20 protein-coding genes and 3 pseudogenes are annotated in these 18834 nt (G+C 59.0%); 12 read left to right on the forward strand and 11 right to left on the reverse strand.

The window, feature by feature from the left end; all coding sequences use genetic code 11:
• Positions 1-278 precede the first annotated feature (278 nt).
• The gene (locus tag NUH86_RS17790) at positions 279-407 is read left to right on the forward strand and encodes a hypothetical protein (protein WP_267252656.1); all 129 of its coding nucleotides are present in this window, start codon (positions 279-281) and stop codon (positions 405-407) included.
• A gap of 105 nt (positions 408-512) precedes the next feature.
• Here the strand turns inward: NUH86_RS17790 and NUH86_RS17795 are convergent, their stop codons facing one another.
• The 6 genes and pseudogenes from NUH86_RS17795 to NUH86_RS17820 form a co-directional block, all read right to left on the reverse strand.
• Positions 513-800, reverse strand: coding sequence for a hypothetical protein (locus tag NUH86_RS17795; protein WP_267252657.1), 288 nt, complete (start codon positions 798-800; stop codon positions 513-515).
• Positions 801-805: 5 nt separating this feature from the next.
• Positions 806-1135: a hypothetical protein gene (locus NUH86_RS17800; protein WP_267252658.1), complete on the reverse strand. Its 330-nt coding sequence runs from the start codon at positions 1133-1135 to the stop codon at positions 806-808.
• Between the two features lie 498 nt (positions 1136-1633).
• Positions 1634-1723, reverse strand: a pseudogene (locus NUH86_RS17805) (hypothetical protein); the annotation flags it as partial.
• A 215-nt stretch (positions 1724-1938) separates the two neighbouring features.
• On the reverse strand, positions 1939-2163 hold the full coding sequence (locus NUH86_RS17810; protein WP_267252659.1) for a DUF4440 domain-containing protein: 225 nt from the start codon (positions 2161-2163) through the stop codon (positions 1939-1941).
• Positions 2164-2245: 82 nt separating this feature from the next.
• On the reverse strand, positions 2246-3019 hold the full coding sequence (locus NUH86_RS17815) for a TetR/AcrR family transcriptional regulator (RefSeq protein WP_267252660.1): 774 nt from the start codon (positions 3017-3019) through the stop codon (positions 2246-2248).
• 1 nt (position 3020) lies between these two features.
• Positions 3021-3260: a hypothetical protein gene (locus tag NUH86_RS17820; protein ID WP_267253041.1), complete on the reverse strand. Its 240-nt coding sequence runs from the start codon at positions 3258-3260 to the stop codon at positions 3021-3023.
• Here NUH86_RS17820 and NUH86_RS17825 point away from each other — a divergent pair.
• Positions 3206-3601 carry an ATP-binding cassette domain-containing protein gene (locus tag NUH86_RS17825; protein WP_267252661.1) on the forward strand — a complete coding sequence of 132 codons (396 nt, stop codon included), beginning with the start codon at positions 3206-3208 and terminating at the stop codon, positions 3599-3601. The two genes, NUH86_RS17820 and NUH86_RS17825, sit on opposite strands and share 55 nt — an antisense overlap.
• A 57-nt stretch (positions 3602-3658) precedes the next feature.
• Here the strand turns inward: NUH86_RS17825 and NUH86_RS24870 are convergent, their stop codons facing one another.
• A complete protein-coding gene (locus NUH86_RS24870; protein WP_416365381.1) occupies positions 3659-3781 on the reverse strand; it encodes a RidA family protein in 123 nt (40 codons plus the stop codon).
• A gap of 99 nt (positions 3782-3880) precedes the next feature.
• On the opposite strand from NUH86_RS24870, the gene NUH86_RS17830 reads away from it, so the two are divergent.
• Together NUH86_RS17830 and NUH86_RS24875 are read left to right on the forward strand one after the other, a co-directional pair.
• Positions 3881-4663: a UTRA domain-containing protein gene (locus tag NUH86_RS17830; protein WP_267252662.1), complete on the forward strand. Its 783-nt coding sequence runs from the start codon at positions 3881-3883 to the stop codon at positions 4661-4663.
• Between the two features lie 83 nt (positions 4664-4746).
• Positions 4747-4851 (forward strand): hypothetical protein, encoded by a 105-nt coding sequence (locus tag NUH86_RS24875; RefSeq protein WP_416365392.1) that lies wholly within the window; start codon positions 4747-4749, stop codon positions 4849-4851.
• Positions 4852-5191: 340 nt separating this feature from the next.
• Here NUH86_RS24875 and NUH86_RS17835 read toward each other — a convergent pair whose 3' ends face one another.
• A complete protein-coding gene (locus NUH86_RS17835) occupies positions 5192-6568 on the reverse strand; it encodes a formimidoylglutamate deiminase (protein ID WP_267252663.1) in 1377 nt (458 codons plus the stop codon).
• A gap of 89 nt (positions 6569-6657) precedes the next feature.
• Between NUH86_RS17835 and hutI the strand changes: the two genes are divergently transcribed.
• Genes hutI through hutU form a run of 4 tightly spaced genes read left to right on the forward strand, consistent with a single transcriptional unit; the run spans position 6658 to position 11873 of the window.
• Entirely contained in the window at positions 6658-7857 is a 1200-nt protein-coding gene (gene hutI / locus NUH86_RS17840) for an imidazolonepropionase (protein WP_267252664.1), read from the forward strand.
• On the forward strand, positions 7854-9386 hold the full coding sequence (gene hutH / locus NUH86_RS17845) for a histidine ammonia-lyase (RefSeq protein WP_267252665.1): 1533 nt from the start codon (positions 7854-7856) through the stop codon (positions 9384-9386). Before hutI ends, hutH begins: the two co-directional genes overlap by 4 nt.
• On the forward strand, positions 9383-10204 hold the full coding sequence (gene hutG / locus NUH86_RS17850; protein WP_267252666.1) for an N-formylglutamate deformylase: 822 nt from the start codon (positions 9383-9385) through the stop codon (positions 10202-10204). The genes hutH and hutG overlap by 4 nt, the downstream gene beginning before the upstream one ends.
• A gap of 1 nt (position 10205) precedes the next feature.
• A complete protein-coding gene (gene hutU, locus NUH86_RS17855) occupies positions 10206-11873 on the forward strand; it encodes a urocanate hydratase (RefSeq protein ID WP_267252667.1) in 1668 nt (555 codons plus the stop codon).
• A 181-nt stretch (positions 11874-12054) separates the two neighbouring features.
• Here the strand turns inward: hutU and NUH86_RS17860 are convergent, their stop codons facing one another.
• Positions 12055-13317: a cytochrome P450 gene (locus NUH86_RS17860; RefSeq protein ID WP_267252668.1), complete on the reverse strand. Its 1263-nt coding sequence runs from the start codon at positions 13315-13317 to the stop codon at positions 12055-12057.
• A gap of 685 nt (positions 13318-14002) precedes the next feature.
• Here NUH86_RS17860 and NUH86_RS17865 point away from each other — a divergent pair.
• Together NUH86_RS17865 and NUH86_RS24880 are read left to right on the forward strand one after the other, a co-directional pair.
• The gene (locus NUH86_RS17865; protein ID WP_267252669.1) at positions 14003-14971 is read left to right on the forward strand and encodes an SDR family NAD(P)-dependent oxidoreductase; all 969 of its coding nucleotides are present in this window, start codon (positions 14003-14005) and stop codon (positions 14969-14971) included.
• 133 nt (positions 14972-15104) lie between these two features.
• Positions 15105-15265 (forward strand): annotated as a pseudogene (locus NUH86_RS24880) (IS3 family transposase); the annotation flags it as partial.
• Between the two features lie 84 nt (positions 15266-15349).
• Here NUH86_RS24880 and NUH86_RS17870 read toward each other — a convergent pair.
• Positions 15350-15573, reverse strand: a pseudogene (locus tag NUH86_RS17870) (transposase); the annotation flags it as partial.
• A gap of 221 nt (positions 15574-15794) precedes the next feature.
• Between NUH86_RS17870 and NUH86_RS17875 the strand changes: the two are divergent.
• Both NUH86_RS17875 and NUH86_RS17880 read left to right on the forward strand, forming a co-directional pair.
• The gene (locus tag NUH86_RS17875) at positions 15795-16226 is read left to right on the forward strand and encodes a hypothetical protein (protein WP_267252670.1); all 432 of its coding nucleotides are present in this window, start codon (positions 15795-15797) and stop codon (positions 16224-16226) included.
• A gap of 23 nt (positions 16227-16249) precedes the next feature.
• Complete coding sequence (locus tag NUH86_RS17880) at positions 16250-17620, forward strand: aromatic ring-hydroxylating oxygenase subunit alpha (RefSeq protein ID WP_267252671.1); 1371 nt, start codon at positions 16250-16252, stop codon at positions 17618-17620.
• A gap of 377 nt (positions 17621-17997) precedes the next feature.
• Here the strand turns inward: NUH86_RS17880 and NUH86_RS17885 are convergent, their stop codons facing one another.
• A complete protein-coding gene (locus NUH86_RS17885) occupies positions 17998-18765 on the reverse strand; it encodes an SDR family NAD(P)-dependent oxidoreductase (RefSeq protein WP_267252672.1) in 768 nt (255 codons plus the stop codon).
• Positions 18766-18834 lie beyond the last annotated feature (69 nt).

An 18834-nucleotide genomic window follows, 5' to 3' on the forward strand; every position in this document is an offset into this window, starting at 1 on the left:
AGATCGGCCCGCGCTCCATTTCTCCACGATAGAAGTGGTCTGTGAAAATAATGACCGCCCTGGATGAATTCATACCGGTTTCGGATCGATATATGATATGATTGGTCATCACTCGATTTATGATCGTAAGCATCCTGTGGCAGAGACGTGACCGCTCCTGGGAGAATGACGGGGGCGGCCTGCTGGAAGCGAAAATCGTCATCCAGCGGGAATGCTGATCAAGGCGCCGTTCCTCGCCGTTTTGCGCATCGGCCCCCTTATCCTGAAGGAATTATCCAATGGCCAAAAGTCAGAAAAAATCGAACCGCGAAGTGCGTAAGCCCAAGGCCGCAAAGCCCAGCAAACACAATGCGTCAAATCCTTCGCAGAAGCCGACGGGATTGAGCATCGTGACGTTGAAAAGCTGATCCGTCTTCATCGCCGGACGGCGGGCCGTCCGGCGACATCTTATCCGTAGCTGCAAGGCGAAGGCGGAAGGATCGATGGCTCAGCCGCCTGCGCTATCGCCGCGTTCATGCGTCATCCTCTTCCGGGTGTTCCGGATGATCGAAATCGGTTTTGTCCGCAGCGGCGCGGGCCATTTCCTCATCCTCCTGCAGAAATTCCAGCGCGATCGCCGCATCCTGCGGGCTGAGCATGCCTCGCTCGCCGCTTTCCTGTGTTTCCGCTTCCATGGCCTGAACTTCCCAGGCGTTCGCGGCCGCGAGCGCGATCTTGCGTACCTTCTCGAGCGATGAGGCAGCCGCAACCTGCCGATGATGGGCCGCCTGCCGCCTGCACATGGCTGAACTGTTGAGCATGGCGTTTACCGCCTTCCGTCGGAGGGCGTGTTTCGCACCCAAAGGGAAACCCAACGCCCGCTTATGGGCGGGATGACGGCCGCTTGCACGACCTTTTGATCGCGTTCCCAGGCCGCATCCAGATGTGCGGGGTCGACCGGACGACGCTCGACGGCACGGCCGCCTTGGATGCGCAGCCTTGTCGCTGTCCAGCCAGGGGCCAGATGATCATCATCCTCCAGCACCTCCTCTTCCGTTTCCACTTCATAGATGCCCGCGGGAAGAGGCGATTCGAAGTCCGGCAATTGAAATGACCCGGAAAATATCACCGACTTATATAGGGTTCGGCTGATCATGACGACGGGCCGTCAACAGCATAAACCGCGGGCAAAGCGTCAGACATGGATGATCTCCCATTTGCAGGCGGGAGCACGATGGTCTCTCTGTCACGACATGCCTGCGGCACGATCAGGGTGATGGCCCCTTCTAGCATAGAGTCGACCCGGCGGTGGCACGATTTGTGAAGGATTGCCCGTCCCGAGCGAGGTTTACCGGCCCGGTTCGTCGATGACCTCGTTTTCGATGAAGCCGATACCGTCGATTTCGATCCTGACGCGATCGCCCGGCGCGAGGAATTTCGGCGGGTCATGGCGGCGCCAACGCCGCCGGGCGTTTGGTGACTGACGCTGGCCAGCATCTGAATCCTTCGCCGGCTATTGTCTTCGACAAAGAAGGCTGAAAGTTCTGGGAGCGTTGGAAGCGAAACTGGCGCGGCATAGGCCGCGCCAAGATTAAAGGGCGTCGATACGCGCCTTCTGCGCCAGGCCCGTGCCAAGGCCGGTGAGCACGGTCACTTATTGCGTGTCGCCCACCTTGTAGGAAATCGGCGGCGCCACGATCGGCGTGCCGGTCGCGAAGGACCATACCACTTTGCCCGTAGCCGCGTCATAGGCAGACTGCCCGCATAAGCGGGCAGAGTTGAGCTAAGCTGCCGCCGCATCGAGAAGGTGATGGGAAGGTGCGGGATCACAATATTCATCGATATGGTCGATAAGGCCGTCCTTGAACCTTATGATCATGCAGACGGGCACTTCGAATTCGCGGCCATCGTGGAGGCGGCCCCAAACGACATGCTGCTGCATGAGCAAGCCGGCGTCGGTTACGTCCCGTTGAACGTCCCTGTACTCGACGGCCGAGCAGATCGAAAAAAGCCCTGCAACCTGGCCAGATTCTCTGCGCGCCCCTGCACGATCCGATCATCATTGTGCCAGACGGTCGCGTCCGGCCCATAGGTGCTGACGAATCCGTCCGCATCGCGATCTGCGAAGGCCTGGGTGAACTGCGCGGCGATCTTCAACGCCACCGATTTTGCATCTTCCGCCATTGGCCTACCTCTCCAAAAAATGCGCCACGATTGTCATGTGCGCGAACGATCCGCTGCCGTGATGCTCGCGACCGTCAGCGCATCATCCCCGTTGCTCCATGTGCAGGGACAATGTCGCGATGGCCTCCGCTCCGTCAGCCTTCAATTTCATCGAAAGCGGGCCTGCTTCCCGGATATCCGCCAGATATTCTTCCAGTTGCGCCCGAACCTCGCCGCGCAAGGCGCCGACCAGCATCTCCAGCACAGCCTGCAACGTGTTATCGACGACGAAGCCTTCATCCACCGCGCCGACCAGCCAATCGTTGAGCGCGGCATATTCCAGATGCGCGATGTGGCGGGTCAGCCGGTCGAGGTCGACGTCGGCGGGCAGAAATTGCTGGCTATCCAGCCAGTCGCGGAAAAATCCCGCGCCGATGGCCAGCGTGACCGCGCGAACCTGCGCCGGTGCGGAAGGCGAGAAATGCAGCGAAACGATCGCGGTCATGTAATTGCGCAGTTGAAGGTTGCGCAATGTCGTCGCCGTCAATTTCCCCAGCGCGCCATCGAGGGTCGACACGTCGAAACGATTGGCCAGCGCTTGGTTGAACTCCTCGAAATAAAAGCGGATGGCGAGGGCCACCAGATTGTCGCGATTGCCGAAGGCATTGAATATCGTGCGCTGCGCGACCCCGGAGCGCTTGCTCAATTCCATCGTGCTGAAACCGCCTAGCCCCTGTTCCGCCAACATATGCTGCGTTTCGCGCAGGATACGGCGCCGACGTTCGAACATGGGCGCGCTGGCGCTGGTCATGCCCGCGACGGCATAGAGTTCCCGGTTGGAAATCTGCGCAGGGTCGGACGCGGGCAGGGTCGTCATGTCAGTGTCCGTCGGCCGTGGAACGCGGTGCGCAGACCTGGGCGGGACGCCGTTCCCGAAAGGCGGCGATCCCTTCCCGATGGCTGGGCGTCCGTCCCGCGTCGCGCTGGGCCACGCGCTCCACCCCTAGCTGCGCCGCATAGTCGTTCACCGCCGCGGCCCGCGCTATGCGTTTCACCATGCCCAATGTGTCCGTCGGCCCGCCCGCCAGCCGTTCGGCAATGTCATGGGCCTCTTTCATCAGACTTTCGCCTGCGGCTAGCCGACCGCAAGGCCGGTGTCCTGTCCGGTGGAGAGCAGCAGCAGCTCGCCATCGGCCGGGCGCTCGCGGGGCAGCCGCAACTCCTGCTGCTCGATGAGCCGACCGAAGGCATCCAGCCCAATATCGTGCAGCAGATCGAGGATGCCCTGCGCCGCGTGAGGACGGAACTCAACGTCGCGATCCTGATCGTCGAACAGAATCTGGACTTCGCCTGGAGCTTTGCCGACCGCTATCTGGTCATGCAGCGCGGGCGGATCGTGAAGGAAGGCAAGACCGCACAGGACAGCGCCGATACGGTCGCCCATCTGGTGCACGTCTGACATTCGCGATGGACAGCGATGTCACGGGACGGATTATTTCCTTTCCCCGACAAAGGCTTAGCACTGCACCTCCACCCCCGGAACTCTAAGCGAAGAAACCCCGACCGCCTTGCGGACCGGATAACGCTCCGGCTTGAAATATTTCTGGTAAACTTCGTTGAAAGTCGCCCACCGACCCATGTTTGTAAGGGTGGCTGGGGATCGCGCAATTCGCTAAGTCACTCCTGCAATCTTTATGCATATACATATATATTGGCTGCCAACAGCCTGTGTGATAGAATGTCGCGTTTGCGTTGCGGAACGGAATCGGATCAGTTTGTGGCAGGCATAGTTAATAAGGTAGACAAAATACAGGACCAGCCCGACGAACTGTCTCTCCACGATCGGATTCGTCAGGACATCGAAACGAAGATAATGTCCGGGGCGTGGGCGCCGGGTCATAGGATTCCATACGAACATGAATTGATGAAGCAGTATGACTGCTCCCGCATGACGATAAACAAGGCGCTCAGTACGCTTGTCGAACGAGGGTTGATCGAACGGCGCAAGCGTGCCGGATCGTTCGTTTCTGCGCCCAAATATCATCGCGCCTTTTTCGACCTTCCGGATTTGCGGTCGCAGATGATGAATGAGGGACGAAAATATGATTTCGACCTGACCGCGCGCATGATCCGTGAGGCCAGCGCGAGCGACAGATCCAATCTCAACATCGCGGGCGGGGAAGTGCTGGGGCTTAAATGCACTCATTTCGTGGATGGCAAAGCCTATAGCCTTGAGGACAGGATCATAAACCTGTCACAGGTGCCGGAGGCCCGCAGTGCTGAATTTGATCATGAGCCACCCAGTTCCTGGCTTTTCGGCCATGTCCCCTGGAGCGACGCTCGGCACCGGATTTCCGCCATTAACGCAGATGTCGAAATGGCCGAAGCGCTAGGTATTCGTCAGGATAGCGCTTGCATGGTTGTCGAACGATGGACGTGGCGTGTCGAACAGAAAATCACCTATGTCCGGAATGTTTATCCCGGCAATGAGTTCAGCATCGAGGCGCAGTTTCGGCCCTGACCGTCGCTGCGTCATGCGCCTCGACGAAATCGAGCCAGCGTCGATAGATATGATCGACGAATTGTGAGGGGGAAGGAATCACCCTGATCGGCGAATCTTCGGGCGGGGCGAACATATTCAATCATATCGCTTCGCCGCGATCGTCCGGGATGTTCCGCAAGGCGATCGTGCGGAGCGGGTCGCTCTGATATGGCTCCTTCGCCCCATTTTATGACGGCATTCCGCTCTCCAAGGCACAAGATGTCGGGCGGACGATATCTGCCATGACTGGATGCCCTGATCTGATGGATGCGTCCTGTCTGCGTTTGCTTTCCGCCGCGCAACTCGCCGATCCGCAGGCGCCGCTTCGGCCCGCGCTGTGACCGATGGCTTGTTCATGTGGCCGATGCTCGCGTTGAATCAGGCTTTGTCGAAATACACGAAAGTTTGGGGATTCGAATTTAACGACAGGCAGGCGCCGTTTCCGTTTCCTGCCGGATCATTCCCTTATGGTGCTGCCCACATTCTGGAAATGCAGTGAAGCGGAAGCTAGGCGATCAATTTCTGCAAGGTGACTGAATAAGCCCGGAGGATGGCCTCCCGCTTCACATGCCTGCCCCCGGTGACCACCCTTTCACCGCGGCGCCACACGCAATCTATGGCGGTCCGCCCGGACGCAAATATGAATGCATCCAGCATGGCGTCTGCCTTGCCCAGCAATGACGGATGTTCCATGTCGAGGCTGACAAGGTCGGCTGCGGCGCCCGGCGCAATCCCGGCCTTCACTCCCAGTGCGGCCGATCCGCCTGACAAGGCATGTTGATACAAGCTGGCACCCGTCGATTGCCCCGCTCCTTCGGCCATGATGTTGCGCCCGCGCAAAGTCAGGCGCTGGCCATATTCCAGCAAGCGCAATTCCTCGGTCGCGTCGATCAGCACATTTGAATCCGACCCGATACCATAGCGCCCCCCTGCGGCAACATAGTCAAGGGCGGGAAACAGGCCATCGCCCAGATTGGCTTCGGTGATCGGACAGAGACCGGCGACCGCCCCCGATTGCGCCAGGGAGAGGGTCTCCTTGGCCGTCAAGTGCGTGGCGTGGACAAGGCACCAATGCTCATCGACATCGGCATGGGACAGCAGCCATTCGACCGGGCGCTTTCCGCTCCAGGCCAGGCAGTCGTCCACTTCCTTCATCTGTTCGGCGATGTGGATGTGGATCGGGCCATGGGGTTGCATATCTCCTAGACTGGCAAGTTGCTCCGCGGACACGGCGCGCAGGCTATGGGGCGCCACGCCCACAATCGCATCGGGCAAGGCTTCGGCGATGCGGCGCGCTTCGTTGAGCAACCGGGCAAACTGGTCCATATCGTTCAAAAAGCGGCGTTGGCCTTGGATGGGAGGCTGCGCGCCAAAGCCCGAATGGGAATAAAGGACGGGCAGCAACGTCATACCAATGCCGCTGTCGGCTGCCGCGGCGATGATGGCGCCGCTCATCTCCGCGATCGCGGCGTAGCGCTGCCCATCCTGATCATGATGAAGATAATGAAATTCGCCGACGCGGGTGAAGCCGCCCTCCAGCATTTCCATGTACGCCAGCGCGGCGACCGCGCGCACATCATCCGGATTCATCCGATCGAGAAACCGATACATGATCTCGCGCCATGTCCAGAAACTGTTGCCGGCGGGACCGCGATGCTCCGCCATGCCCGCCATTGCGCGCTGGAAGGCGTGGCTGTGCAGGTTGGGCATGCCGGGCAGGGCGCAACTTTGGCGCTCTTCACCGGGGCGGGGCGTGCAATCCGCGTCGATGGAAGAGAATGTCCCGGACCGGATGGAGAGTCGCACATCTTTCGCCCATCCACCGGGTAAAAGCGCCCTGTCGAAAAACAGCGTGCGGACCGGGCTGTCATGTTCGACTTGCATTCATCGTCTCCGTAGGTATATTATGTCTATACATTTATCGAGCCGCTGATGCAATAACGGACCAAGGGGCGAGGATAAGCGAGATTCCCATGCGCTGCGATACAATCTGGAAAGATGCGAGGCTGGCGACCTTGGCCGGGCCAGGTCTGGGATCGATCGAAAATGGCGTTGTCGCGGCCTCTGACGGGTGCATCGTATATGCCGGACCAGAGGCCGATGCGCCTGCTATGGATGCTGCCCAGATTATCCTTTGCCAGGGCCGCTGGATCACGCCGGGCCTCATCGATTGTCACACGCATATCGTCCATGAAGGAAACCGGGCGGTTGAATGGGAGATGCGTCTGGCAGGCGCTTCCTATGAGGATATCGCACGCGCCGGCGGCGGCATAGTCTCTACGATGAACGCAACCCGATCGGCCAGTGAAGAGCAACTGATCGAGACCGCTTTACCGCGCGTGGATGCGCTGATCGCAGAAGGTGTCACCAGTATCGAGATCAAGTCGGGCTACGGCCTGGATCTGGAATCGGAAATCAGGATGCTGCGCGCGGCAAGGCGCATCGGTGTGGAACGCTCCGTCAATATCGCGACGACATTCCTCGGGGCGCATAGCTTGCCTCCTGAGTTCGCGGGCAATTCCGATGCTTATATCGATCTCATTTGCACGGAATGGCTACCGGAAATCGCAAGCCACGGCCTGGCCGATGCGGTCGATGCCTTTTGCGATGGGATAGGCTTTTCCCGTGCGCAGACGGAGAAAGTCTTTCAGGCCGCGGCGCGAATGGGACTGCCGGTAAAGCTGCACGCTGAACAGCTTTCCAACCTGCATGGCGCTGCGCTTGCGGCTGAATATGGGGCTTTGTCCGCCGATCATCTCGAATATCTCGACGATAGCGGGATAGCAGCGATGAAAGCGGCGGGCACCGTCGCCACTCTGTTGCCTGGCGCATTTTACTTTACGCGCGAAAGCAGGCTGCCGCCCATTGGCGGATTGCGTGATGCGGCTGTTCCCATAGCGCTGGCGACGGATTGCAACCCCGGCACATCACCGCTGACCTCGTTGCTTCTCACCATGAACATGGGCGCGACCCTGTTCCACCTGACGGTTGAAGAGTGCATCGCCGGGGTCACGCGCAACGCTGCGCGGGCGCTGGGGCGGCTGAAGGATATCGGCACACTGGAGGCGGGAAAACGCTGTGATCTGGCGATATGGGACATCGAAAGCCCCGCCGAACTTGTTTATCGCATGGGGTATAATCCGCTCCATGCCCGTGTCTGGAGCGGTCAATGAACGCAGTCGTCCTCGTCCCCGGCGAAGTGAAACTGTCGCAGTGGTGCGCCATTTATCAAGGTGCGCCGGTAAAGCTGGATGCCGCTTCCGCGCCCCGCATTGTCGCAGCAGCAGATGCTGTTGCGCGCATATTGGCGAAGGGAAAGCCGGTTTACGGCATCAATACCGGGTTCGGCAAACTCGCGAGCGTTCGCATAGACGACGAACAACTGGCGCAGTTGCAGCGGAATATCGTCCTCAGCCACGCGGCCGGCACCGGTGCGCCAAGCCCGGTTCCCGTCATCCGATTGATGATGGCGCTTAAGCTTGCAAGTCTGGCGCAGGGTGCATCGGGCGTGCGCCCCGAAACCATAGACTTGTTGGAAGCGATGCTTGCGCGCGGACTGACGCCGGTCGTTCCATGCCAGGGATCGGTGGGGGCGAGCGGCGATCTCGCGCCGTTGGCGCATATGGCGGCGACGATGATCGGCGTTGGTGACATCTTCGTCGATGGGGCGCGCCTTCCTGCCCGAACGGCTCTGGCCGCCGCCGGCTTGGCGCCCATGGAACTGGGTCCGAAAGAGGGTCTGGCTCTGCTCAACGGCACGCAATTTTCAACCGCAAACGCTCTTGCTGGCCTGTTCGGCGCGGACCTTCTGTTTCGCACCGCGCTCATCACTGGCGCGCTCTCGACAGAAGCAGCCAAAGGGACGGACGCGCCCTTCGATCCCCGCATCCATCAGCTTCGCCGTCATGCAGGCCAAATGGCGGTGGGCGAGGCGCTGCGTTCGCTGATGGCGGGGTCTGCGATCCGCGCGTCTCACCGGGAGGATGATCCGCGCGTGCAAGACCCCTATTGCCTGCGGTGCCAGCCGCAAGTGATGGGCGCTGTACTGGACGTGCTGCGATCGGCCGCCGCTATGCTGGAGACCGAGGCGAATGGCGTTTCCGACAATCCGCTTATCTTCCCCGACACGGATGAGGCGCTTTCGGGGGGCAATTTCCATGCCGAGCCGGTCGCCTTCGCGGCGGACATGATCGCCATGGCGCTATGCGAAATCGGATCTATCGCCGAACGGCGCATCGCCATGCTGGTCGATCCGGCCCTGTCCGGCTTGCCTGCGTTTCTGACGCCCAAGCCGGGTCTCAATTCCGGCTTCATGATACCGCAGGTGACAGCGGCAGCACTGGTCAGCGAGAATAAGCAACGCGCTTATCCGGCGAGCGTGGATTCGATCCCGACCTCCGCAAATCAGGAGGACCATGTCTCGATGGCGGCCCATGGCGCCCGCCGTTTGCTGGAAATGGTGACGAATGCCGAGGCGGTCATCGGCATCGAACTGCTGGCAGCCGCGCAAGGGTGCGATTTTCATGCCCCGCTCAAATCGTCGGAGGTGCTGGAAAATGCGCGGGCTTGTGTGCGGGCCAAGGTTCCGCATCTCGCTGATGACCGGCATTTTCACCCGGACCTGGAGACGGCTTGCGCACTCGTGCGATCCGGAGACATCGCATTGGCCGCGACCACGAGGCTTCCGGGAGTAGTACAGTGAGCTGGCTCCAGGTCGCCCGTGGGGATGCTCCCCTGATCGTGGCCTTCCCTCATACTGGAACCGATCTGGCCGATGTGGGCGATCAATTTCGCTCGCCATGGCTGGCACGGCGTGATGCCGACTGGTGGATCGACCAACTCTACGACTTCGCGCACGGATTGGGCGCGACGACCGTCAGGACGACGATGTCCCGCAGCGTGATCGACGTGAATCGCGATCCCTCCGGCACGTCGCTTTATCCCGGACAGGCGACGACGGAGTTGTGCCCGACCGCCACATTCGACGGCGAAGCATTATATGCCAGCGCTCCGCCCGATCAGGATGAGATCGAGCGGCGGCGTAGCAACTGGTTCACGCCCTATCATGGGGCATTGGCGGATGAAGTCTTGCGGCTGCGAAGCATGCATTCGAAAATCGTGATATATGATGCGCATTCGATCCGCAGCCGCATACCCCGCCTGTTCGAAGGCGAACTGCCGCATTTCAACATCGGCACCAACGGGGGCGCGACCTGTGATCCTGCGCTTGCCAATGCGGTAGAAGCGATCTGCGCGGCAAGCGGCCGATCTTATGTCCTCAATGGCCGCTTCAAGGGTGGCTGGACAACGCGCCACTATGGCATTCCTGAAAACGGCGTTCATGCCATCCAGATGGAACTCGCGATGCGGGGCTATTTGGATGAGCCGCTGGAACCCGGCGAAACCAATTGGCCACCCGGTTTCGATCCCGAATGTGCGGCCCCCTGCGCAACCATATTATCCGATATTCTCAAGGCGTGCCTTTCGTTCGCGCGCTTAATCCCTCTAAGGACCTATTGAAATGACCCGTATCGACAATGGTCGCATCATCAAAGCCGCAACCGGTACGACGCTGAGTGCAAAAAGCTGGCTGACCGAAGCCCCATTGCGAATGCTGATGAACAATCTGCACCCTGACGTTGCCGAGCGACCTGCAGAACTGGTCGTATATGGCGGCATCGGCCGTGCCGCGCGTGACTGGGAAAGCTATGACAAGATCGTCGAAACCCTGAAGCGGCTGGAGGATGACGAGACGCTGCTCGTCCAGTCGGGCAAGCCGGTGGGCGTGTTCAAGACCCATAAAGACGCGCCTCGCGTGCTGATCGCCAATTCCAACCTCGTCCCCAAATGGGCGACCTGGGAGCATTTCGACGAACTCGATCGCAAGGGTCTGGCGATGTACGGCCAGATGACCGCCGGTTCGTGGATCTACATCGGCACACAAGGGATCGTGCAGGGCACGTACGAGACCTTCGTGGAAATGGGACGGCAGCATTATAATGGCGACCTGTCCGGCCGCTGGCTGCTGACCGCAGGATTAGGCGGCATGGGTGGCGCGCAACCCCTGGCGGCGGTGATGGCGGGCGCGTCCTGCCTTGCGATCGAATGTCAGCAAAGCCGGATCGATATGCGACTTCGCACCGGCTATCTCGATAGAAGCGCAACCACGGTTGACGAAGCCCTGGCCATTATCACGCAGGCTCAAGCGGAGAAGAAGCCCGTGTCGGTGGGCTTGCTGGGCAACGCGGCCGAACTTTTGCCGGAAATGTTCGCACGCAGCATTCGCCCGGACCTGCTGACCGATCAGACGAGCGCGCACGATCCGGTCAACGGCTATCTTCCCGCCGGTTGGAGCGTCGAGCGCTGGATTGCCTCTCGCGAGCAGGACCCCGTCGGCGTTGCGGCGGCGGCAAAGGCATCCATGGCAATCCATGTCCAGGCGATGCTCGATTTTCAGGCTGCCGGCGTTCCGACAGTCGATTATGGCAACAACATCCGGCAAGTGGCCAGAGATGAAGGCGTGAGCGACGCATTTGCCTTCCCCGGTTTCGTGCCCGCTTATATCCGCCCGCTTTTCTGCCGTGGTATCGGGCCGTTCCGTTGGGCAGCACTGTCTGGCGATCCCGAAGATATCTACAAGACCGACGCCAAGGTGAAGGAGTTGTTGCCGGACGATGCGCATCTCCATCGCTGGCTGGATATGGCGCGAGAGAAAATCCAGTTTCAGGGTCTGCCCGCGCGTATTTGCTGGGTGGGGCTTGGCGACCGGCATCGGCTGGGCCTGGCCTTTAACGAGATGGTGGCAAAGGGCGAACTCAAGGCGCCGGTCGTCATCGGCCGCGATCATCTCGATTCCGGGTCAGTCGCTTCGCCCAACCGTGAGACCGAAGCGATGCGTGACGGATCGGACGCGGTGAGTGACTGGCCGCTGCTCAATGCGCTGCTCAACACGGCTAGCGGTGCGACATGGGTGTCGCTCCACCACGGTGGTGGCGTCGGCATGGGCTATTCCCAACATTCGGGCATGGTGATCGTCGCTGACGGCACGCCGGACGCGGCGGCGCGGCTTGGACGTGTGCTCTGGAACGACCCTGCGACCGGGGTGATGCGCCATGCCGATGCGGGTTATGAGATCGCAATGGATTGCGCGCGCGACAAAGGACTGGACCTGCCAGGCATATGGGGGTGACGTCCGCATAGCGATTGCCGGACAGCATTGCCCAATATTTGCCCCACTCGATGCGTTGCTGTTGACAGAAGATGACGAGCTACCTCCTGGCTTTAGCGGCTGTTTGATAAGACTTGATCACATTACTGCAAGCCATGCGTTTCCTGGTTTCCGGCAGAATGCATGATTCGCCAGTCAGCAGTCACCACTCAATTGGCAGTGAGGTCGTCAATCGCTGCCCGAGGCTTGGAGTATAGGTAACCGATTTGGAGCGGGAAAGCCGCGCACTCGGGATGCGTTGCAAAAGTTCATTAATGGCAACCCGCGCTTGCAGCCTCGCCAGTTGGCTGCCGATACAACTGTGACGACCAATTCCAAACGCAAGATGCTGTGCGGAATTTGTCCGCCGCAGGTCAAATTTACCAGGATTCTCAAATTGCTCTGCATCTAGCCCGGCGGCGTTGAGCATCACGAATACAGATGCCCCGGCTGGTATCTCGATGCCGCGGACCACGACAGCGGATTTTGTGGTGCGCAGGGCGCCAGGGGACGAGGGACGCATGCGCAAGGTCTCTTCGATTGCTTGGGGCACAAGCGACAGGTCATCCTGCAGAAGTTTCAACTGATCGGGATTGTCGCTCAGAAGACGGAAGGCTTGCCCTATGAGGTTTGCGGTCGTATCATGACCGGCCGCGATAAGGTTAGGAAAGTTCGCCACGGCGGATTCATTGGAAATCACGTTTCCGCCATCTGGCTTCTTTAGAGCGAGGACGTTCGAAAACACATTTTGTTCCGGATTAGTCCGAAGGCGTGCAACATATTCTTCGAAATATTTTTTAGCTCCCAGGATGTTGGTCCAGTGTTCCCGAACCTTTTCGGGTGGCAGCTGCTCATCGACCTTCGCATCTGCGGATCGTTTGAAAGTGAGCATACTCATGAAGTCATCGGTCCATCCGCGAAATAAAGCCGAGTCTTCCGCAGGCATACCGAATACTTGTACAATCGTGGCGAGTGTCAACGGGTAGCTGTACTGAGTCATCAGCTCACCCTCGCGATCGTCTATGAAGCTATCGATGAGTTTGTTGGCCGTTTCGCGAACCGTTTCTTCCATGTCCGAAATGAGCCGGTGTGTGAACACGCTGGCAAGCGGTTGCCGGAGGGTGGAGTGCTCGGGCGCGTCCATACCGACGAGAAGCTCATGATCCGTGAACACTTTGACCTTCGGGCCCAGGTCCGCAGGCGGGGGCAGAAACCCGAAGACCTTGTTCGAAAACGTCTCCGCGTCCTTGAGAGCGCGTTTGACGTCCGAATATTTGGTGATGAACCAGACATCCAACGGTCGATAGTAGAAAACCGGCGCGACGGTGTGCATCCGCGTTATCTGGCCAAGCGGATCGTGGATGTACGCCTGATCGAACGGGTTAAACCCTTCCAGCTCGGCGACTTCGATAGCACTGGCCGTCATGAAAAATGCTCCTGATCCTATAATATTTTGGCTTTTCTTAGTGTGGCGCGCTTTCAACGCTTAACACATGCTTGCGAACGGTTCTGATCTGCGCGTTCGGAAGCCGCCCGGATAGCGTCAACTGCGTTTGTATGAGAACGTGTTCGATATCACGCACGAGATAACGCCCAACCCGCCGATGCGCAACGGCAAAAGCGAATCTTCCTGCTCTACCGTACGGTTATGCTCCTATAGCTTGAATCCAACCATCGTGGTCGGGCGCCATGGAAAAGGTCGGGATTCCAATGTTGGTGCGATATGCTGACTTCACCAACTTCTCTAACGCCGAATGGCTGAGGCGCTCCTTGACAACCGCCCCTTATTTACTGCATCGCTAGAATATGTTTATATGTATAAACATGTGAAGACGGGTGGAAATCCTGTTTTGGCTGTCACAATTGCGGCAAACGCCGCTTTTCGGGCCAGAATTCATTGGCGGAACCGCGTGGCATGTGCAGGGAGTTGGAATCCACGATTTGTAGAGCGTAGTGCCCCCAGCGTTTCAGCGCATAGTGACTTACGAAAGCGGCGCGCCGATGCGGCAGGAAAAGGCGTGCACAGACCCGTTAGGCGCTTGGGTTCACGAGTGGGCTAGAACGAAGCACGCAGCCACGGCAACTGCGGCTTATAAAGGGAAAGGACATGTATGTCGGAATTGCGTTTCGATGGTAGGGTCGCGATCGTCACGGGAGCCGGACGAGGGATGGGCAGGGCGTTTGCCCTGTTACTCGCTTCGCGGGGCGCAAGTGTCGTCGTTAACGACCTCAAATCGGATTCAGGCGAACTACGGTCCGCGGCCGATGATGTGGTGGAGGAGATCAAGGCGTCTGGCGGCGAGGCTGTCGCGTCTTACGGCAGCGTCATCACGGCAGAGGGTGCCGAGTCGATCGTCAAGACGGCCATCGACAGTTTTGGTCGGGTCGACATACTCATAAACAATGCCGGCGTGAGCAACTGGACGCCGTTCGAAGACATCGGCTACGAGGAGTTCGAGCGGAACAGGTCGGTCCATTATGATGGGCCGTGGAGAGTGACGCGGGCGGCGTGGCCCTTTATGCGGCAGCAAAAATATGGCCGCATCCTGTTCATCACTTCGCACGTGGGTACTGCTGGCGCCAGGAATGTCGCCCATTATGGCTCCGCGAAGTGGGCCTCCGCCGGCATGGCACGCATGCTGTCCTTCGAGGGTGGCGATGCCGATATCCGGTCCAACGCTCTAGGCGTTCTCGGCTACACACGGCTTCTGACGGATACCTTCTTCACACCGGACGGAGCCGAAGCGCCGAGCATGGATAACATCGCAGGTGAGGAGGAGTGGTGGAAGGCCAATTTTAGCACCGACAAAGTCGCTCCGGTTGCAGCGTGGCTGGTGCATGAGAAGTGCCACCTTAATGGTGAGATTCTGGATACGGGCGGCGGGCATACGTTCCATCTGTTCTTCAGCGCCACAGAAGGCTTTGTGAAGCCCGATCTGACCCTGGAGGATGTGGATGAAAATATGCCAAAGATACTGGACGCCAGCCGCACGAACGTGTTCAGCAGCGTGGAAGCTGCCCTCAACAACCGTCTCGGGAAGCTGCAAGCCGCGGGCGTGAAGCCCGTGAACGCCAGGTAATTCCGCCAGCTAGGCTCCGGACCGGTTTCAGCCGCCGCCAGCCGGCGGAAGCACTGACGATGGCCCCCATGAAGGTTTGGATGTTGCAATCGAAACCTTCATGGTTGCTATCGTCGCTACGCCGCTGTTAGCCGAGAACTTCGACATCTACGGGGTGCAAGGTTTGGCGGCAGATGAACCGCAGGCTTAGGCATCGCCTGATGCACGGTGGAACCGCGAGTGCGCGATCTAGGTCTGCAAGGAGTGATCCGAGGCAAGCCGGTGCGCACGACGATCAGTAACAAGAGGGCTATTTGATCGCTGGCCTGCCCTTCTGTAAGATGCAGGAGCACAGGCCGGCCTTTGCCGTCACACACCACATGCAGCCTGTGGTCAGCCCTCCTCGCCTTGCTTGGCCAGTTCTGCCAAAATGTGGTTGAACACACCCAATCGGCTCCAGCGAATGAAGCGGTTGTAGATCGTCTTATGCGGTCCGTAAGCCCGTGGCGCATCCCGCCATCGCAAACCATTGCGGAACACAAACAGGATGCCGCTCAGCACCCGCCGATCATCGACGCGGGGAACACCGTGCGATGATGGAAAGCAGGCTCGATCCGGCGCATCTGCACATCGCTATCCCCCTCGTTCCAGATTTTTTATACGCGGCCGCATTCCGGCTTTCGTCCGCGCAACGGGCAAATCACGCAGGAGCGCAGGGGAACCCCGAAGCGCTCCTGGTCTGTGCCAGCCTGAATGTGGACGCTTATACAGGGGGGGGCCGAGAGGACTTCCATCCTCAAATGTCAATTTGCTTGCATTTAATGGTTGGGCAAGGTGCTGCAATATGGCTGATTATCCGGGGCGCCGATTTTTCACTCTGCCGCGATCGTTCAATCGAAGAAGCGCAGCTTTGATTCAGCATGTTAGACATGGCCAGCGGCCGCCGGAATCCAGGAGCCGCCGTATCGACCGAGAAAATACGATCAATATTCTTGACAAAATTATCGGCCAGGAACACATTGGCCCGAGTGCCTGGAAGCAAGGAGAGGACGTTGCCATGCCATCGCTGACCCATCCAATTTTGAAGGGTAATTACCGCAAACGTGAGGATGGGCTTGTCGAGGTGATTGCCCCAGACGGCACGACGGGCGTTTTCGATCATGATGGCAACTGGATCGAGGGCAAGCTGCGAACTGCCGATGCTGCGCTCTGCTACTGGATTGCCAAGGCTTCAGGCGCGACCCGGCCAAGCAACCTTGGCGGAACGTCGGAATAATAAAATAGTGCGAGAGGTTAGTTATGAATGAGACGGTTTCAATCCGCCGGCATGCAGGGCAGCCGTCGAGCTATGATGAAGCGCTGGACCGGGACAGTCGACCGGTTCCTTCGATCCTTCGGGAACGAGGTCAGACCGATGTTGGACCCCCGGCTATTCCTACCTCTTGGTACTTCGACCGCGAAGTGGCCGAAATAGAGCGGGAGCGCATCTGGCGGCGCACGTGGCAGTTGGCCTGCCGCGAGGAAGATATTCCGGAGGTGGGTGACACCTTCCTCTATGAAGTGGCCGATCTCTCGATCGTGATCGTCAGATCAGGCCCGGACACCGTCAAAGGTTACTTTAATGCGTGCCTGCACCGCGGCGTTCCGCTGCGCAAGACGCCGGGTCGTGTCCGCTTCCTGCAGTGCCAGTTCCATGGGTTCACCTGGACCCTGAACGGCAAGTGCACGATGATGCCCCATGAAAATGAATTCTGTGCCGAGAAGAAGGATCTTTCGCTTCCCGAAGTACAGATAGGATTGTGGGATGGGTTTGTCTTCATCAATCCCGACAAGGACGCTCAGCCCTTCGATGAGCATTTTGCAGGTCTTTCACGCCACTTCGAGCGGATGGATTATTCCAATCGGGTAAAGACGGTCCATGTCGCCAAGATATTCCCCTGCAATTGGAAACTGCTGCATGAAGCCTTCATGGAGTCTTGGCATACGCCCTATACTCATCCACAATTTGGACAGGTCGTGAACGAGGATTGTTCGTTCCAGGATGCTTGGGGTAATTTCGCCCGCGGCATCGTCGCACAAGGGTTGGCGAGCGACGCGGTGGCAGAGACGCCCACGACACAGAAGATTCTCGAAGTGGCGCTGGGCAGGCTGGAAGACGATGAGCCGTTGCCACCGGTTCCTGAAGGCCTTTCCGGGCGGCAAGCCTATGCGGCCGCGTTGCGCAAGCAACTCGCTCCGGCTGTAGGGCCGATCATCGACGAGATGTCGGATTCAGAACTGATCGACATCTTCTATTATACCCTGTTCCCGAATATGGAGCTGTTCAGCGCATCCATGGGTGTAGCGCTCCGGTTCCGCCCGTACGGAGATACGCCGGACCAAAGCATCATGGACATCATGGTGATGACGCCGGTGCCGGAGAGCGGCGAGCGTCCTGCCTCGGCAACGATGAGGCTTCTTGACGCGGACGAGGATTTCACTGCGGCAACCGAGTTGTCATTCTTCGGTCCCTTCTTTTCGCAGGATATCGTCAATATGAACGCGATTCAGCGTGGGGTGCGGAACAATCAGCTCAAACGAACGATGTTCGCGAAGAAGCAGGAGCTCAAGATAAGGCATTTCTACAGCCTCTGGCAGGAGCTGACTGGTATTGAAAACCCTTACTCCTAAGCCCGTTTGGGGAAGCGGGCTTCGTCCTGATGCAGCTCTATTGATGTCATTTCGGGATCTGCGCCAGACGGGCCGATGAGTTTTTGATATCGGCAATGTGAGTGTGCTTCTGTCCTTGTGGGCGGAAGCACATTAAGCGCTCACGATGACTCATCGTGAGCAGTCCGCAGCCGAGCGTTCGGCTTGTGCTAGCGAACGCGAACTCATTTTTTGGGTCGATCACTCCGGACTGTGTTCTGACCCGACCTGCTCTGGCAAGATGGATCACGAAGACCCGAAGCCGTTAGGGGCCGTAGTCCTGAGGGGCAGGCTTCTGAGCCGGCCTCAGGCGACTTGCCGCGATGGGCGGTCTTCATCGCGGCAAGTCACCGATCTTACTACCAGGCGGTGGCACCGCCATCGATGATGATATCAGTGCCTGTAACCCAGGACGATTCGTCCGATGCGAGATAGACTGCGGCATAGGCGATGTCTTCGGGCTTGCCGAAGCGATTGAGAAGTGTCTTCTCCCGTATCGCGTCTTCAAAGCCCGGTATGTTGTCGAAGGCTCCCTGCGTTGCGGGCGTTACCACCAGGCCTGGAGAGAGCGAATTCGCCCGAATATTATGGACCGCGCCTTCCAACGCTATTTGCCGCGTCATTGCGAGAACCCCACCCTTGCCAGTTGCATGGGCGACCTGGGGGAGGCCCTTGACGCCGCCCCAGGCGGCAACCGATGCGAAGTTGATGATCGACCCGCCGCCTCGCTTCTGCATATGCGGCCATACGGCGCGCACGGGCAGAAAGACGATATCCAGTTCACCGGTCATCGTCGTTCGCCAGTCGGCGAGGGACATGTCCGCAACTGGGCCGAATGCGGCGCGCCCGGCGGCAGTCACGAGAATGTCGATGCCGCCATAAATGTCGGCTACATCGGCCATCAAGTCCTTAATCTGACCTTCGTCGAGGAAATCGATCGGCGAGCGATTGTCGATTTGCAACTGCTGCGCCTGCGCCATCGCCACCGTTTCCTCGGCGCCAGCGGTATTCAAGTCACAGCCGATAACCTTTGCGCCCTGCTGCGCGAACATCAGCGCGCATCCCCTGCCCAGGCCGCTGCCAAAGCCGGTAACGACCGCGATTTTTCCTTCAAGACGATTGTTCACTACCGTTTCTCCGTCAAACTAAACCTGCAAAATAATGTGTCATACACGCTGTTCTTAAGGACCGGCGTT

It is taken from the genome of Sphingobium sp. JS3065 (genome assembly GCF_026427355.1).
Taxonomy (GTDB): Bacteria; Pseudomonadota; Alphaproteobacteria; order Sphingomonadales; family Sphingomonadaceae; genus Sphingobium.

Excerpts from the sequence above, each read along its gene's own strand:
- NUH86_RS17790 (WP_267252656.1), top strand. The coding sequence starts at position 279 with ATGGCCAAAAGTCAGAAAAAATCGAACCGCGAAGTGCGTAAGCCCAAG.
- NUH86_RS17795 (WP_267252657.1), bottom strand. The coding sequence starts at position 800 with ATGCTCAACAGTTCAGCCATGTGCAGGCGGCAGGCGGCCCATCATCGG.
- NUH86_RS17800 (WP_267252658.1), bottom strand. The coding sequence starts at position 1,135 with ATGATCAGCCGAACCCTATATAAGTCGGTGATATTTTCCGGGTCATTT.
- NUH86_RS17810 (WP_267252659.1), bottom strand. The coding sequence starts at position 2,163 with ATGGCGGAAGATGCAAAATCGGTGGCGTTGAAGATCGCCGCGCAGTTC.
- NUH86_RS17815 (WP_267252660.1), bottom strand. The coding sequence starts at position 3,019 with ATGACGACCCTGCCCGCGTCCGACCCTGCGCAGATTTCCAACCGGGAA.
- NUH86_RS17825 (WP_267252661.1), top strand. The coding sequence starts at position 3,206 with ATGTGTCCGTCGGCCCGCCCGCCAGCCGTTCGGCAATGTCATGGGCCT.
- NUH86_RS17820 (WP_267253041.1), bottom strand. The coding sequence starts at position 3,260 with ATGAAAGAGGCCCATGACATTGCCGAACGGCTGGCGGGCGGGCCGACG.
- NUH86_RS24870 (WP_416365381.1), bottom strand. The coding sequence starts at position 3,781 with ATGGGTCGGTGGGCGACTTTCAACGAAGTTTACCAGAAATATTTCAAG.
- NUH86_RS17830 (WP_267252662.1), top strand. The coding sequence starts at position 3,881 with ATGTCGCGTTTGCGTTGCGGAACGGAATCGGATCAGTTTGTGGCAGGC.
- NUH86_RS17835 (WP_267252663.1), bottom strand. The coding sequence starts at position 6,568 with ATGCAAGTCGAACATGACAGCCCGGTCCGCACGCTGTTTTTCGACAGG.
- hutI (WP_267252664.1), top strand. The coding sequence starts at position 6,658 with ATGCGCTGCGATACAATCTGGAAAGATGCGAGGCTGGCGACCTTGGCC.
- hutH (WP_267252665.1), top strand. The coding sequence starts at position 7,854 with ATGAACGCAGTCGTCCTCGTCCCCGGCGAAGTGAAACTGTCGCAGTGG.
- hutU (WP_267252667.1), top strand. The coding sequence starts at position 10,206 with ATGACCCGTATCGACAATGGTCGCATCATCAAAGCCGCAACCGGTACG.
- NUH86_RS17860 (WP_267252668.1), bottom strand. The coding sequence starts at position 13,317 with ATGACGGCCAGTGCTATCGAAGTCGCCGAGCTGGAAGGGTTTAACCCG.
- NUH86_RS17865 (WP_267252669.1), top strand. The coding sequence starts at position 14,003 with ATGTCGGAATTGCGTTTCGATGGTAGGGTCGCGATCGTCACGGGAGCC.
- NUH86_RS17875 (WP_267252670.1), top strand. The coding sequence starts at position 15,795 with ATGGCTGATTATCCGGGGCGCCGATTTTTCACTCTGCCGCGATCGTTC.
- NUH86_RS17880 (WP_267252671.1), top strand. The coding sequence starts at position 16,250 with ATGAATGAGACGGTTTCAATCCGCCGGCATGCAGGGCAGCCGTCGAGC.